15 protein-coding genes and 1 pseudogene are annotated in these 13,378 nt (G+C 60.0%); 3 read left to right on the forward strand and 13 right to left on the reverse strand.

The annotated features are described in order from the left end of the window. Positions 1-3 precede the first annotated feature (3 nt). The 11 genes and pseudogenes from ASD60_RS29700 to ubiE form a co-directional block, all read right to left on the reverse strand. On the reverse strand, positions 4-867 hold the full coding sequence (locus tag ASD60_RS29700; RefSeq protein ID WP_442965965.1) for a methyl-accepting chemotaxis protein: 864 nt from the start codon (positions 865-867) through the stop codon (positions 4-6). Next, positions 859-1,920: pseudogene (locus ASD60_RS29705) on the reverse strand (methyl-accepting chemotaxis protein); the annotation flags it as partial. The gene ASD60_RS29700 and the pseudogene ASD60_RS29705, both read right to left, overlap by 9 nt. A 170-nt stretch (positions 1,921-2,090) precedes the next feature. Beyond that, entirely contained in the window at positions 2,091-2,798 is a 708-nt protein-coding gene (locus tag ASD60_RS01210) for a 16S rRNA (uracil(1498)-N(3))-methyltransferase (protein WP_056852240.1), read from the reverse strand. Further along, the gene (gene tatC, locus ASD60_RS01215) at positions 2,795-3,589 is read right to left on the reverse strand and encodes a twin-arginine translocase subunit TatC (protein ID WP_056852241.1); all 795 of its coding nucleotides are present in this window, start codon (positions 3,587-3,589) and stop codon (positions 2,795-2,797) included. The genes ASD60_RS01210 and tatC overlap by 4 nt, the downstream gene beginning before the upstream one ends. Beyond that, the gene (gene tatB / locus ASD60_RS27940; RefSeq protein WP_082557515.1) at positions 3,586-4,026 is read right to left on the reverse strand and encodes a Sec-independent protein translocase protein TatB; all 441 of its coding nucleotides are present in this window, start codon (positions 4,024-4,026) and stop codon (positions 3,586-3,588) included. Before tatB ends, tatC begins: the two co-directional genes overlap by 4 nt. A gap of 10 nt (positions 4,027-4,036) precedes the next feature. Then, on the reverse strand, positions 4,037-4,309 hold the full coding sequence (locus ASD60_RS01225; protein ID WP_056852243.1) for a twin-arginine translocase TatA/TatE family subunit: 273 nt from the start codon (positions 4,307-4,309) through the stop codon (positions 4,037-4,039). Between the two features lie 25 nt (positions 4,310-4,334). Beyond that, the gene (locus ASD60_RS01230) at positions 4,335-4,667 is read right to left on the reverse strand and encodes a phosphoribosyl-ATP diphosphatase (protein WP_046816939.1); all 333 of its coding nucleotides are present in this window, start codon (positions 4,665-4,667) and stop codon (positions 4,335-4,337) included. Continuing rightward, on the reverse strand, positions 4,660-5,067 hold the full coding sequence (gene hisI, locus ASD60_RS01235) for a phosphoribosyl-AMP cyclohydrolase (protein WP_056852244.1): 408 nt from the start codon (positions 5,065-5,067) through the stop codon (positions 4,660-4,662). Before hisI ends, ASD60_RS01230 begins: the two co-directional genes overlap by 8 nt. Positions 5,068-5,148: 81 nt before the next feature. Further along, positions 5,149-6,753 carry a ubiquinone biosynthesis regulatory protein kinase UbiB gene (ubiB, locus tag ASD60_RS01240; RefSeq protein ID WP_056852245.1) on the reverse strand — a complete coding sequence of 535 codons (1,605 nt, stop codon included), beginning with the start codon at positions 6,751-6,753 and terminating at the stop codon, positions 5,149-5,151. Next, positions 6,750-7,373 (reverse strand): ubiquinone biosynthesis accessory factor UbiJ, encoded by a 624-nt coding sequence (locus ASD60_RS01245; protein WP_056852246.1) that lies wholly within the window; start codon positions 7,371-7,373, stop codon positions 6,750-6,752. Before ASD60_RS01245 ends, ubiB begins: the two co-directional genes overlap by 4 nt. Continuing rightward, entirely contained in the window at positions 7,373-8,143 is a 771-nt protein-coding gene (ubiE, locus tag ASD60_RS01250) for a bifunctional demethylmenaquinone methyltransferase/2-methoxy-6-polyprenyl-1,4-benzoquinol methylase UbiE (protein ID WP_007989286.1), read from the reverse strand. The genes ASD60_RS01245 and ubiE overlap by 1 nt, the downstream gene beginning before the upstream one ends. A 154-nt stretch (positions 8,144-8,297) precedes the next feature. Here ubiE and ASD60_RS01255 point away from each other — a divergent pair, with 154 nt between their 5' ends. The 3 genes from ASD60_RS01255 to ASD60_RS01265 all read left to right on the forward strand — a co-directional run bounded on the left by ASD60_RS01255 (position 8,298) and on the right by ASD60_RS01265 (position 10,121). Next, positions 8,298-8,573, forward strand: coding sequence for a polyhydroxyalkanoic acid system family protein (locus ASD60_RS01255; RefSeq protein WP_056852247.1), 276 nt, complete (start codon positions 8,298-8,300; stop codon positions 8,571-8,573). 242 nt (positions 8,574-8,815) lie between these two features. Beyond that, positions 8,816-9,238, forward strand: a complete 423-nt coding sequence (locus tag ASD60_RS01260) for a phasin family protein (protein WP_056852248.1) — start codon at positions 8,816-8,818, stop codon at positions 9,236-9,238. Between the two features lie 10 nt (positions 9,239-9,248). After that, positions 9,249-10,121 carry a phasin family protein gene (locus ASD60_RS01265; RefSeq protein ID WP_056852249.1) on the forward strand — a complete coding sequence of 291 codons (873 nt, stop codon included), beginning with the start codon at positions 9,249-9,251 and terminating at the stop codon, positions 10,119-10,121. A gap of 868 nt (positions 10,122-10,989) precedes the next feature. On the opposite strand, the gene ASD60_RS01270 is transcribed toward ASD60_RS01265, so the two are convergent. Both ASD60_RS01270 and phaC read right to left on the reverse strand, forming a co-directional pair. Continuing rightward, positions 10,990-11,610: a TetR/AcrR family transcriptional regulator gene (locus ASD60_RS01270; RefSeq protein ID WP_056852250.1), complete on the reverse strand. Its 621-nt coding sequence runs from the start codon at positions 11,608-11,610 to the stop codon at positions 10,990-10,992. Positions 11,611-11,670: 60 nt separating this feature from the next. Continuing rightward, positions 11,671-13,353, reverse strand: a complete 1,683-nt coding sequence (gene phaC, locus ASD60_RS01275) for a class II poly(R)-hydroxyalkanoic acid synthase (RefSeq protein WP_056852251.1) — start codon at positions 13,351-13,353, stop codon at positions 11,671-11,673. Positions 13,354-13,378 lie beyond the last annotated feature (25 nt).

Genomic DNA, 13,378 nt, shown 5'->3' on the forward strand with positions numbered 1-13,378 from the left:
ACCTCAAACCTTGAACCGTCCCACCAGCATTTGCAGATGCGTTCCCAACCGCGCCAGCTCAACACTGGAGGCCGCGGTCTCTTCACTGGCGGCCGAGGTCTGGTCCGAGACATCCCGCACGTTCAGCACGCTACGGTTGATCTCCTCAGCCACGGCGCTCTGTTGTTCAGCGGCGGCGGCAATCTGTTGGTTCATCGCCTGGATTGCCGAAACCGTGCGGGTGATGCTTTCCAGTGAGCCACCGGCGCGGCGCGTCAGTTCGACGCTGCTGTCGGTCAGGCTTCGGCTGTTGTCCATGATGGTCGCCACTTGCTGGGTGCCGTTTTGCAGGCCGACGATCAGCTCTTCGATTTCTTCGGTGGATTTCTGGGTGCGCTGGGCCAGGCTGCGCACTTCGTCGGCGACCACGGCAAAGCCGCGTCCGGCTTCACCGGCACGGGCGGCTTCGATGGCAGCGTTGAGCGCCAGCAGGTTGGTTTGTTGTGCCACGGACTTGATCACGTCGAGCACACTGCCGATCTTGTCGCTCTCGCGCTTGAGCTCGCCCATGGCTTCGGTGGAGTTTCCCACTTCCTTGGCCAGGCGCTCGATCTGGGCAATGGCTTCGCCCACCACTTTGTCACCTTCGCGGGCCTGCTGGTCGGCGGCGACCGCGGCCTCGGAGGCTTCCTCGGCGTTGCGTGCAACTTCCTGCACCGTGGCGGTCATTTCGTTCATGGCCGTGGCCACCTGGTCGGTCTCGACCTTCTGACTGTTGACCCCGGCGCTGGTCTGTTCGGTAACTGCCGACAACTCTTCGGCGGCGCTGGCAATCTGCGTGACGCCATCACTGATGCCGCCGATCAGCTCGCGCAGGCCCTGGGTCATGCTCTGGATCGCACGTTGCAGCTGCCCCAGTTCGTCCTGGCGCTTGGATTCGAGGTTGTGGGTCAGATCGCCGGAAGCAATGCGTTCGGCCACTTTGAGGGTCTGGTTGAGCGGAATCACGATCTGCCGGGTGATGGCCCAGGCAGCGAACAGACCGAAGACCAGTGCCAGGGCGGTGGCCACCAACAGCATGTTTTTGGCATGCGCTACATCGGTATCGCGTACCAGGGTTTGCGAAACCGTCAGTTTGTTGCTCACCTGGAGCAGGATTTCGCCTTGGGCCGCCATGCGTTTCAGGGCGTCGACGCTGGCGACCTGGGAGTCACGGTATTGACTCACCGCGGCGCGATAAGCCTTGAGCGAGTCGGTGGCTAGTTGCAGGTTGGCGAGGTGTTCTTCAGGCAGTTTGGCGGGCAGGCTTTCGAGGTATTTCAGGGCATTGTCGATCGCATCGAGGGCCGGCTGCTCGGCTTCGCTCTTGCCGCTGTAGGTGTAGCCGCGAACCTGGAAGCGCGCTTGCTGGATCAGTTTGCTCAGCTCGATCACGCTGTTGAATGCCGTCACGCTGTCACCTTGCAGCATGGATTTTTCGACTTCAGCGACTTTGGCAACGGCGTTGTCGGCGGTAGCGCCGAGTTTGCTGCGGGCATCTTCACGGTTGGCACCGGCCTGGGTCAGGGCGGTGAAGCCTTGTTTGTACAGGCTGACAGCGGCCAGTTGCTGGTCGATCATGGCGATGTCGGCGGGTTGTTCGATCATCTGGCGAGCCGCTTGCAGGCCGGTTTCGAGCTTGCCCAGCAGGTCATTGACCGCACCAGGACCTTGTTCGCCGCGGCGCATTTCGTAGTCGAGGCGGGCGATGCGCAGGTCCTTGGTCAGGCCGTTGATCTCGGAAATGAAACCGAGCTTGTCGCCGCGACTCGTCACTTCACCGAGACCGGTCCAGCCGGTAAACGTGATCAGCAATGTCAGCAGCAGCACCAGACCGAAGCCGACGCCCAACTTGCGGTTTACACCTACATTTCCCAGCTTATCGGCCAGCCATTGGTACATGCTGTAACTCCCTCGGACCACACATTGGTTTTATGGGAGGTATATCGGCAGTGGCGTGGGGTTCTGTAGGCGCTGCCCGATAAGCGGACGGCGGAGTGTCAGCCACTTCAATGTTGGCTGGTACACCGCCATCGCTAGCAGGCTCGCGCCTACGGATTTCTCAGAGTCGGTTAGAAGAGTCGTGCGAGCAAGGCCGTCACGGCGGTTTCGACGCGCAGGATGCGCTCGCCCAGTTGCACCGGTTGCAGGCCGGATTTGCCCAGCAGGTCGATTTCGTAGGGAATCCAGCCACCTTCAGGGCCGATGGCCAGGGTTACCGGTTCGCTCAAGGCACGCGGGCAGGGCGGGTAGTTGCCCGGATGCCCCACCAGGCCGAGGGTGCCTTCGGTGATGGCAGGCAGGCGATCCTCGACGAAGGGTTTGAAGCGTTTCTCGATCACAACTTCCGGCAGAACAGTGTCCCGCGCTTGTTCCAGGCCGAGGATCAGTTGCTCGCGAATGGCTTCAGGCTCCAGGAATGGCGTCTGCCAGAAGCTCTTCTCGACGCGGTAGCTGTTCACCAGCACGATCCGTGGCACACCCATGGCTGCAACAGTCTGAAACACCCTGCGCAGCATTTTGGGGCGTGGCAGGGCCAGCACCAGGGTCAACGGCAGCTTGGTCGGCGGTGGTTGATCGAGGGTAACGCGCAATTCGGCTTCGGCGGTATCCAGGCGCAGCACTTCGGCCGAGCCCATCAGCCCGCCGATGCGCCCGACACGCAGGCTGTCGCCGACTTCGCAGCGGTGAACTTCCTGCATGTGGGTCAACCGGCGATCACGCAGGATCACCCGGTCGGCCGCAATGAAATCGGCCTCTTCCAGTAACAGCAGGTTCACGCTTGGGTCGCTGGCGGCTGGTCGTTGTGATCGTCAGCCGGTTGATCGTCCGGATGCTCGCCACGCTTGCTGATCAGGCTGCTGAACAGGATGCCGACTTCGAACAGCATCCACATCGGTACGGCCAGCAGGGTCTGCGAGAAGATATCCGGCGGGGTCAGGATCATGCCGACCACGAAGCAGCCGATGATCACGTACGGACGGATTTTCTTCAGGTATTTGACGTCGACCACGCCAATCCACACCAGCAACACCACAGCCACCGGAATTTCGAACGCCACGCCGAAGGCGAAGAACAGCGTCATGACGAAATCGAGGTAGCTGGTGATGTCGGTCATCATTTCCACACCGGCCGGCGTGGCGGCGGCGAAGAACTTGAAGATCAGCGGGAACACCAGGAAGTAGGCGAACGCCATGCCGGCATAGAACAGAAAGATGCTGGAGACCAGCAAGGGCACGGCGATGCGTTTTTCATGCTTGTACAGGCCGGGTGCGATGAAGCCCCAGATCTGATGCAGGATCACCGGGATCGCCAGGAACAGCGAGACCATCATCGTCAGCTTCAACGGCGTCAGGAATGGCGACGACACATCGGTGGCGATCATCGTCGCGCCGGCCGGCAGATAAGCACGCAGCGGCGTCGAAACGAAGGTGTAGATCTGCTGGGTGAAGGCGAACAGCCCGGCAAAAATGATGAAGATCGCCGCTACACAGCGCAGCAGACGGGTACGCAACTCGGTGAGGTGCGAAACCAGCGGCATGTGCTGGTCGTTTTCTGGGAGATCGCTCATGGGGCTCGCGGCGGCAGTGTTGGGTCATGAGGGGCCGGCGCAACGGGCGCAGCCGCAGGTGTAACGGGTTCAACCGGAGTGGCTGCTACAGGGGGAGCGGACTCGACAGCTGCAACTGCCGGTGCTGTCGCAGGGGCAGGTGCTTGAATCGTCTGCCCTCCCACGTGCTCGACCGGCGCAGGCTCCTGCTGGGTCGGCGTGAAAATTTTCCGCGCCTCCTGTTCAAGCGACAGGATGTGCTCGTTGTGCAGTTGCCGACGAATCTCGTCGGCACCGATTTCACGTTCAACTTCCTGTTTGATCGCGTTGAAGCTGCGCTTCAGTCGCCCGACCCACAGGCCGGCGGTGCGCGCTGCGCCCGGCAAGCGCTCGGGACCCAGCACCAGCAGGGCAACGAGGCCGACGAGCAGCAGTTCAGAGAAGCTGATACCAAACATTAGTCAGTGCTCACACGTCTTTGCGAATCGGCTCTTCGACTTTCTGCGCCTGCACGTCAATGGTGTGCGGCTGATTGACAGAGGCCTGAGGCTGAACCGGCGGAACCGGTTGGGCTGGAGTGGCCGTCGGGTCGGCCGGTTTTTCGTCATCGTTCATGGCCTTGCGAAAGCCCTTGATCGATTCGCCGACATCGGTGCCGAGGTTTTTCAGTTTCTTGGTGCCAAACACCAGTACGACAACAACCAGGATGACGACCCAGTGTTTCCAGTCAAAAATGCCCATGTTGCTGCTCCTCTCTAATAGTTGTTCAGGCGGACGGACGCGAGGCTTTCTCGGCGTGTCCGGACAGACCGAAACGACGGTCCAGTTCATCGAGTACAGCCTGTGGATGCTGCCCCAGTTGGGCGAGCATGACCATGCTGTGGAACCACAGATCGGCGGTTTCGTAGATCACATCGCTGCAGTCACCACTGACGGCGGCGTCCTTGGCGGCAATGATGGTTTCGACCGACTCTTCGCCGACTTTCTCCAGAATCTTGTTCAAGCCCTTGTGGTACAGGCTGGCGACATAGGAACTGTCGGCGGCGGCGCCTTTGCGCTCCTCCAGCACTTGAGCCAGGCGGGTCAGAGTGTCACTCATGTTTGTGTCCTGCAAAAGCGGAATAGATGGCGTGCGGATCTTTCAGAACCGGGTCGACCGTTGTCCAGTCGCCGTTTTTGTAGACGCGGTAGAAGCAGCTCTGGCGGCCGGTATGGCAAGCGATGTCACCGATTTGCTCGACCATCAGGATGATCACGTCGGCGTCGCAGTCCAGGCGCATCTCATGCAGGGTTTGCACATGGCCGGACTCTTCGCCCTTGCGCCACAGCTTGCCACGGGAACGTGACCAGTAAATCGCGCGGTTTTCGGCAGCGGTCAGTTCCAGCGCTTCGCGGTTCATCCAGGCCATCATCAGGACGCGCCCGGTCTTGTGATCCTGGGCAATCGCGGGCACCAGGCCGTCAGCGTCCCACTTGATCTCGTCCAGCCAGTTTTTCATCTTCGACTCCGACAGCGGGTTCAACACTTCATTAGTCGAACCCAAGCGTTGAAACAGTGTGCCAGTCGTTCACGCAACTGGCTATCGGCGAACGACCAGATACAAGCCGACCGCCATCATGATCCCGGCGGGCCAATAGGCCAGTTCATTCAGCGGGCCACCAGCGGCGAGGATCGCGCCACCCGCCAGATGCGCCGTGCCGAGCAGGCGCAAGAACCAGTCATCGCGACGACGGTGCCACGGTGGCGGCGGGTCGTAGGCGTGAGGTTGGGACATGCGTTCGAGCAGATCGCGGGCCATGTTGGCCAGGTGCGGGAGCTGTTCGAACTGGCTCTGCACATTGCCAATCAAGGCTTTGGGGCTGACCCTTTCGCGCATCCAGCGTTCGAGAAATGGCTGCGCGGTGTTCCACAAATCGAGATCCGGGTACAACTGACGTCCCAGGCCTTCGATATTGAGCAGGGTTTTCTGCAGCAGAACGAGTTGCGGCTGCACTTCCATGTTGAAGCGGCGCGCGGTCTGGAACAGGCGCATCAGCACCTGGCCAAATGAAATATCTTTTAACGGTTTTTCGAAAATCGGCTCGCAAACGGTGCGGATCGCCGCTTCGAATTCGTTGAGCTTGGTTTCCGCCGGCACCCAGCCCGAATCGATGTGCAACTGCGCCACGCGCCGGTAATCACGCTTGAAGAAGGCGAACAGGTTGCGTGCCAGGTAATCCTGGTCTTCCGGGGTCAGGCTGCCGACGATGCCGCAGTCGATCGCTATGTATTGCGGGCTCCACGGGCTCACCGTGCTGACGAAAATATTGCCGGGGTGCATATCGGCGTGGAAGAAACTGTCGCGGAACACTTGGGTGAAAAAGATCTCCACACCGCGTTCGGCGAGCATTTTCATGTCGGTGCGCTGGTCGGCCAGGGTCGCCAGATCGGTCACCTGAATGCCGTAGATACGCTCCATCACCAGCACTTTCGGACGGCACCAGTCCCAGTAGACTTGCGGCACATACAGCAGCGGCGAACCTTCGAAATTGCGCTTCAGCTGGCTGGCGTTGGCCGCCTCGCGCAGCAGGTCGAGTTCGTCATAGATGGTTTTTTCGTAGTCGCTGACCACGTCCACCGGGTGCAACAGGCGTGCATCGGCCGAGAGTTTTTCGGCGGCGCGGGCGAGGATGAACAGCCACGCCAGGTCCTGGGCGATCACCGGCTTGAGGCCCGGGCGGATCACCTTGACCACCACTTCTTCGCCGGTTTTCAGCTGCGCGGCATGCACCTGCGCCACCGAGGCCGAGGCCAGTGGTTCGACGTCGAAACGGCTGAACACCTCGCTGATTTTCTTGCCGAGCTGTTCTTCGATCAGCTTGACCGAGACCTGCGAGTCGAATGGCGGCACGCGGTCCTGCAACTTCATCAGTTCATCAGCGATGTCTTCTGGCAGCAAGTCGCGGCGGGTAGACAGGATCTGACCGAACTTGATGAAGATCGGCCCCAGGTCCTGCAGTGCCAGACGCAGTCGCGCGCCGCGGCTCAGGTCCAGGGTCCTGCGCGGGAACCAGCGCCACGGCAAGGCATAACGCAATACCCGCAGGAACCAGGGCAGCGGCAGGGCGAACAGCAGGTCATCGAGGCGGTAGCGAATCACGACGCGCTGGATGCGCAACAAACGGCGGACGGCAAGCAGCTTCATGCGTTATCGCTTGGGTCGAGGGATCGGGAAAGGCGCTCGAAACGCGCCTCGAGACGTTCCAGATCGAGCTTGATCTGGTCCAGTTCACTGAATCGCGCTTCGGCTTCGCGCTGGCCAACGAGGGTGCGCGACTCTTCGGCCAGGTATTCGCCCAGGTTCTGGCCCAGGCTGGTAAATCCTTGCTGATACCAGCGCGCGCGACTGCGCAAATGACCACCGACCAGCTGCGTGGCGACCGGGCCTAGCCAGCGTGAGAGTTCATACTCCCAGTCCAGCTCCAGGTCCTGAAGGATCGCCGCCAGTTCCAGCAGCGCACCGCTGTCATCGTCGAGTTCGACTTCAGGGCCATGCAGAACGGAGGTCTTGTCCTTGCTCATCGCCAGTTTCAACAGGCTGGAAGCCGGTGCGCGCAAGGTGCAGTCGGCGCCGGTTTCCCACTGGGAGGCCAGCATCAGGCCTTCGTCGCTGGGCAGGATGAACAATTGCAGTGCCGGGCTGCGGCAATCGACGGCAATCACTTTGCCGCTCAAATGCGCGAGCCGCGGCAGCGCCGTGCTGTCGAGACGAAGCACCCGGTTCAGACCGAGTTCAACGCTGGCGAGCAGGCCGGCGAGCAGCATCAGGGCTTGATGCCGCGATGCAGGGCAACGATGCCTGCGGTCATGTTGTGATAGGTCACACGGTCGAAACCGGCCTCGACCATCATCGACTTCAGGGTTTCCTGGTTCGGGTGCATGCGGATCGATTCGGCCAGGTAGCGATAGCTTTCCGAGTCATTGGTGATCAGCTTGCCCATCAGTGGCATGAAGGCGAACGAGTAGGCGTCGTAGGCCTTGGACATCAGCGCGTTGGTCGGCTTCGAGAACTCGAGGACCAGCAGACGGCCGCCCGGCTTGAGTACACGCAGCATGGAGCGCAGGGCGTCTTCCTTGTGCGTCACGTTGCGCAGGCCGAAGGCGATGGTCACGCAGTCGAAATGATTGTCCGGGAACGGCAGTTTTTCCGCATCGGCCTGGACGAATTCGACGTTGCCCGCCACACCCAGGTCCAGCAAGCGGTCACGACCGACCTTGAGCATGGACTCGTTGATGTCGGCCAGCACCACCTGGCCGGTCGGGCCGACGAGGTGCGAGAATTTCCGGGTAAGGTCACCGGTGCCGCCGGCGATATCGAGCACGCGGTTACCGGTGCGAACGCCCGACAGTTCGATCGCGAAACGCTTCCACAGACGGTGCATGCCGCCCGACAGGAGGTCGTTCATCAGGTCGTATTTGGCGGCTACCGAGTGAAAAACCTCAGCGACTTTTTCCGCTTTCTGGCTTTCCGGAACGTTTTTGAAGCCGAAGTGAGTGGTGGGTTCGGCATCGCTGCCTTTGCGCTGATCAGTCATATCGCTGTCACCAAAAGAGAATGCGCGACATTCTAATCCCCAAGGGATGCTTTGTCTTGGCAAGGCTGAAGGTAAGATGGGCAACCATCGGGACGTTTTGACGCAGCAGAGGTCAAGATGCTCCGGGAAAGCATTCATAAGCAGGAGTCATTCGATGGCCCGTATTAGTGTTGAACGTGCCCATGGCCTGGGCAAAGAAGCGGCGCGCGAGAAGGCCGACAAGCTGGCGCAGAAACTCTCCGAGCAATATGGCCTGGAGCCGCAGTGGTCCGGAGATACCCTCAACCTCAAGCGTTCGGGTGTGAAGGGCGCGGTGCATGTCACCGAAGATTCGATCAAGGTCGATGTAGAGCTCGGCCTGATGATGTCGGCCATGAGCGGCATGATCAAAGCGGAAATCGAGAAGGCGCTGGATAAAGCGCTGGTCTGATTTTTGTCTGAAATTCGATTCCCTGTAGGAGTGAGCCTGCTCGCGATAGCGGTCTGTCAGTCACTGGCAATTTGACTGAAAGTCCGCTTTCGCGAGCAGGCTCACTCCTACACTTTTTTGCGCTGCACCCGAGCTTTTATGTCAGTTGTTAGGGTGCCGTTTCTAATTTTTCTCCCTACTTTGTGCCAGAGCCCGACAATTTCGCGGGCAGTTCCTCAAACCTTCTGCGCGTGAGGTGGACCATGGCCAAAGCAATTTTGAAGAAAAAAATCGACGCATCGACCAGTACTCTGAGCGACGTCAAATCCTATGCCCGCAAGGTCTGGCTGGCAGGCCTGGGTGCCTACGCCAAGGTTGGGCAAGAGGGCAGCGAATACTTTCAAGAGTTGGTGAAAGCTGGCCAATCTGTTGAAAAGAAAGGCAAAAAAGTAGTTGCCGAGAAACTTGAAGCAGCGAATGCCGAGATCGACGAAGCCAAGAGTGAAGTGAGCACTTTCAAGGGCAAGGTCGAAGTTCAACTCGACAGGGTCGAGAAGGCGTTCGACACGCGTGTCGCAAGTGCCTTGAATCGTATCGGCATTCCGTCTAAACATGACGTTGAGACACTCTCTGCTAAGCTCGATGAGCTGACGGCATTGCTCGAACGTGTCGCGCGTAAATCTTAAGGAGAACGGGATGGCTGTTAAAAAGAACACCGAAAAAGAAGGCAGCTCGTGGATCGGGAAAGTCGAAGACTACTCCCGTAAAATCTGGCTGGCTGGTTTGGGCGTGTACTCGAAGATCGACACTGACGGCAGCAAACTCTTCGATGCATTGGTTAAGGACGGCGAGAAAGCCGAGAAGCTCACCAAGAGCGCCGTGGGCAAAAAAGTCGACGCCGCCAAGGACTCCGCTTCTTCGGCCAAATCGCGCATCAGCGGCGTGAAAGACCGCGCACTGGGCAAGTGGGATGAGCTCGAAGGCGCTTTCGACAAGCGTCTGAACAGCGCCATTTCGCGTCTGGGCGTACCGAGCCGCAATGAAGTAAAAGCATTGCACAGCAAGGTCGATACCCTGACCAAGCAAATCGAAAAACTGACCGGTGCCAAGGTCGCGCCTGTTGCGGCGAAGACTGCAGCGGCAAAACCTGCTGCCAAACCGGCCGCAAAGACCGCGGCTAAACCACTGGCAAAAGCCGCAGCCAAACCTGCCGCCAAGCCAGCGGCAAAAACTGCCGCAGCGAAACCTGCAGCAGCCAAGGCAGCGGCCAAACCGGTCGCCGCTAAAGCGGCTGCCAAGCCAGCAGCCAAACCGGCAGCAAAGCCAGCCGCTAAAACCGCCGCCGCTAAACCTGCAGCCAAACCAGCGGCAAAACCTGCTGCTGCGAAGAAACCAGCGGTGAAGAAGCCGGCAGCTCCTAAAGCCGCTGCCAAGCCAGCTGTGGCAGCGGCCAAGCCGGCAACCCCGACCGCAGCTCCAGTCAGCGCATCGAACTCCGCGACCGCGCCAACGCCTGCTGTCACCCCGACTGTCGCGCCGGCTCCATCGACGCCAACCAGTCAGTCCTGATGATCGTTCCCACGCTCTGCGTGGGAACGCCTCAACGGACGCTCCGCGTCCACTGCGGCAGTGACGCAGAGCGTCACCGGCTGCATTCCCACGCGGAGCATGGGAACGATCACGCCCGATCTGCCAAGGTCGGGCGTTTTTGTTTGTGCACGGTTTTATGCGTTCCCTGCAGGCGCCGAGCTCTGTTCCTGATGATCGTTCCCACGCTCAGCGTGGGAATGCCTCAACGGACGCTCCGCGTCCACTGCGGCAGTGACGCTGAGCGTCACCGGGTGCATTTCCACGCGGAGCATGGGGACTTGGCGTCGAGGATGAAGTTCTGTTTTTGTTTGTGCACGGTTTATGCGTTCCCTGCAGGCGCCGAGCTCTGTTCCTGATGATCGTTCCCACGCTCAGCGTGGGAATGCCTCAACGGACGCTCCGCGTCCACTGCGGCAGTGACGCTGAGCGTCACCGGGTGCATTTCCACGCGGAGCATGGGAACGATCACGCCCGATCTGCCAAGGTCGGGCGTTTTTGTTTGTGCACGGTTTATGCGTTCCCTGCAGGCGCCGAGCTCTGTTCCTGATGATCGTTCCCACGCTCAGCGTGGGAATGCCTCAACGGACGCTCCGCGTCCACTGCGGCANTTTATGCGTTCCCTGCAGGCGCCGAGCTCTGTTCCTGATGATCGTTCCCACGCTCAGCGTGGGAATGCCTCAACGGACGCTCCGCGTCCACTGCGGCAGTGACGCTGAGCGTCACCGGGTGCATTTCCACGCGGAGCATGGGAACGATTACGCCCGATCTGCCAAGGTCGGGCGTTTTTGTTTGTGCACGGTTTTATGCGTTCCCTGCAGACGCCGAGCTTGCTCGATGCCTAAAGAGGCTAGTCGTGTTCTTCCAGATACTGCATCGCCATCTGCTCGGTCGCAGCTTTCATCGATGGCAGCAGGTGAGGCGCCACCAGCATCATGATCTGGTACACCACCAGACGTACTTCCCCCGCTCGATCAAGAATCCGCTGGTAGTCCAGTGAGAACAGCAGCGTCATGGTTATCTGCTCCACCAGTTGCCCCAGTGCCTGGGTATCGCTGACCAGCAGCCCTTGAGCTTGCAAGCGCGCCAGCAATGAAGCCAGCGTGCGTTTGAGCCCGTTTAGCAGGTTGCGAATGCCTTTGGCCAGTTTCGGCAGGCGTCCTGCCAGATTCGACAGGTCCTGGAACAGAAACCGGTAGTGAGCCAGGCGTTCGACGATCAGATGCAGGAACAGCCAGTAATCTTCAGGGGCCAGCTCGACATCCGCCGGTGGGTCGAGCAGCGGCGCCAATTCGGCCTGAAAGCGCTCGAACAGCCCGAGGATCAATGGCTCCTTGCCGTGGAAGTGGTAGTAGAGGTTGCCCGGGCTGATGCCCATTTCGTTGGCAACTTCCATGGTGGAAACGTTCGGTTCGCCCTTCTGATTGAACAACTGCAGGGCACATTCGAGGATGCGGTCGCGGGTTTTCATCCAGTCTTCTTAGTGTTCGGGTCCTGCCACGGCCGACATCGGCCGTGGTTCGTTTGAACGTCAGCGCACGCGCACGTAAGTACCGGGCGCCGCCTCCATCGGTGGATAGTTCTGGTTGCCGAGGGCCATGTGGGTTTCCTTTTGCGCACCCGAGCGTTGCTGTATCCAGGCCAGCCATTGCGTCCACCAACTGCCATCCACACGCTTGGCATCGTAATACCAGGCCCGTGGGTCGCTACTCAATTTGCCGTTCTCGACGTAGTTGGCTTTCGGGTTGCTCGGCGGGTTGAGGATGCTCTGCACATGGCCGCTGTTGGACAGGACGAAGCGGCGTTCGCCACCCAGCAGTAACGTTGAGCGGTACACCGCATCCCACGGCGTGATGTGGTCGTTGATTCCGGCGACGCTGAAGCTGTCGACAGTGACCTTCTGCAAGTCGATCGGCGTGCCACACACTTCGAGACCGCCCGGATGGCTCAGCGGGTTGTGCTTGAAAAAGTCCAGCAGGTCACCATGCAGAGCCGCCGGCAGGCGCGTGTTGTCGTTGTTCCAGTAGAGGATGTCGAAGGCGGGCGGCTCCTTGCCCAGCAGGTAATTGTTGACGAAGTAACTCCAGATCAAATCGTTGGGGCGCATCCAGGCGAAGACCTTGGCCATGTCGCGGCCATCGAGCACGCCTTTTTGATAGGAGCGACGTTTGGCGGCTTCCAGGGTCTGCTCGTCGGCGAACAAGGTCGCCGGGGACTCCAGCTCGCTGTCGAGCAGGCTGACCAGGTAGGTTGCGCTGGAGACACGGCGCAGTTGGCGCTTGGCCTGCAGATGGCCTTGCAGGGCGGCGATGGTCAGTCCGCCGGCACAGGCACCCATCAGGTTGACCTCGCGGGCGCCGGTGATCGCGCGGCAGACGTTCATGGCCTCTTCGACCGCTTCAACGTAAGTCGACAGTCCCCATTCGCGATGGCGTACATCCGGATTGCGCCAACTGATCATGAAGGTCTGCAAGCCATTCTTGAGCGCGAACTGGACGAAACTGTTGTGCGGGCTCAGATCGAAAATGTAGTACTTGTTGATTTGCGGCGGCACCACCAGCAGCGGTTTGGAGTACTGCTTTTCGCTCATCGGCTTGTACTGGATCAGCTCCAGCAATTCGTTGCGAAACACCACGGAGCCCGTCGTGGTGGCGACGGTCTTGCCGACTTCGAATGCCTGTTTGGTGACCTGCCGGGGCAGGCCGTCGTTGTGCAGCAGATCGTCAACCAGATGACTGATGCCGCGCACCAGGCTGTTGCCGCCAGTGTTGAAGATTTCCTTGATCGCCAGGGGATTGAGCAGGCTGTTGGATGGCGATACGGCATCGTTGAGCAGGGCGAAGGCAAAGTGCGCACGAGCACGATCATCAGGGCTCATGGTGCTTTGGTCGATCCAGCTTTTGACCTCTTTCTGCCAGCTCAGGTAGGCCTGCAGGCTGCGACGATAAAACGGATTGAGGCTCCATGCCGGGTCGGCGAATCGACTGTCGTGCGGATTGGTCGGGTGCAGGGTATCGCCCAACAACACTCGCCCTAGTTGCCCGCCCAGTTTCAAGGCATGCCGAGCCGTGTGTACCGGGTTGCGCAAGCCATGGACAGCAACACTGCGCAACGTCGAAATCAGATCCCGGCCGCGCAGACCGGTAATCGCACTCTGTGCGTTGATGAACACGGCGGGAGTGGGCAAAGACTCCCTCGCTGGTTTTTCACGCATCAGTCAACACTCCTTCGTCTTCAGG

This window comes from Pseudomonas sp. Root562 (assembly GCF_001427125.1).
Taxonomy (GTDB): Bacteria; Pseudomonadota; Gammaproteobacteria; order Pseudomonadales; family Pseudomonadaceae; genus Aquipseudomonas.

What these genes read in the sequence shown, in the direction of transcription:
- ubiE (WP_007989286.1), bottom strand. Translation starts at nt 8,143, where the DNA reads ATGACTGATCAGCGCAAAGGCAGCGATGCCGAACCCACCACTCACTTC.
- ASD60_RS01265 (WP_056852249.1), top strand. Translation starts at nt 9,249, where the DNA reads ATGGCTGTTAAAAAGAACACCGAAAAAGAAGGCAGCTCGTGGATCGGG.
- ASD60_RS01230 (WP_046816939.1), bottom strand. Translation starts at nt 4,667, where the DNA reads ATGAGTGACACTCTGACCCGCCTGGCTCAAGTGCTGGAGGAGCGCAAA.
- ASD60_RS01245 (WP_056852246.1), bottom strand. Translation starts at nt 7,373, where the DNA reads ATGCTGCTCGCCGGCCTGCTCGCCAGCGTTGAACTCGGTCTGAACCGG.
- ASD60_RS29700 (WP_442965965.1), bottom strand. Translation starts at nt 867, where the DNA reads ATGACCCAGGGCCTGCGCGAGCTGATCGGCGGCATCAGTGATGGCGTC.
- phaC (WP_056852251.1), bottom strand. Translation starts at nt 13,353, where the DNA reads ATGCGTGAAAAACCAGCGAGGGAGTCTTTGCCCACTCCCGCCGTGTTC.
- ASD60_RS01255 (WP_056852247.1), top strand. Translation starts at nt 8,298, where the DNA reads ATGGCCCGTATTAGTGTTGAACGTGCCCATGGCCTGGGCAAAGAAGCG.
- ASD60_RS01225 (WP_056852243.1), bottom strand. Translation starts at nt 4,309, where the DNA reads ATGGGCATTTTTGACTGGAAACACTGGGTCGTCATCCTGGTTGTTGTC.
- tatB (WP_082557515.1), bottom strand. Translation starts at nt 4,026, where the DNA reads ATGTTTGGTATCAGCTTCTCTGAACTGCTGCTCGTCGGCCTCGTTGCC.
- tatC (WP_056852241.1), bottom strand. Translation starts at nt 3,589, where the DNA reads ATGAGCGATCTCCCAGAAAACGACCAGCACATGCCGCTGGTTTCGCAC.
- ASD60_RS01270 (WP_056852250.1), bottom strand. Translation starts at nt 11,610, where the DNA reads ATGAAAACCCGCGACCGCATCCTCGAATGTGCCCTGCAGTTGTTCAAT.
- ASD60_RS01260 (WP_056852248.1), top strand. Translation starts at nt 8,816, where the DNA reads ATGGCCAAAGCAATTTTGAAGAAAAAAATCGACGCATCGACCAGTACT.
- ubiB (WP_056852245.1), bottom strand. Translation starts at nt 6,753, where the DNA reads ATGAAGCTGCTTGCCGTCCGCCGTTTGTTGCGCATCCAGCGCGTCGTG.
- hisI (WP_056852244.1), bottom strand. Translation starts at nt 5,067, where the DNA reads ATGAAAAACTGGCTGGACGAGATCAAGTGGGACGCTGACGGCCTGGTG.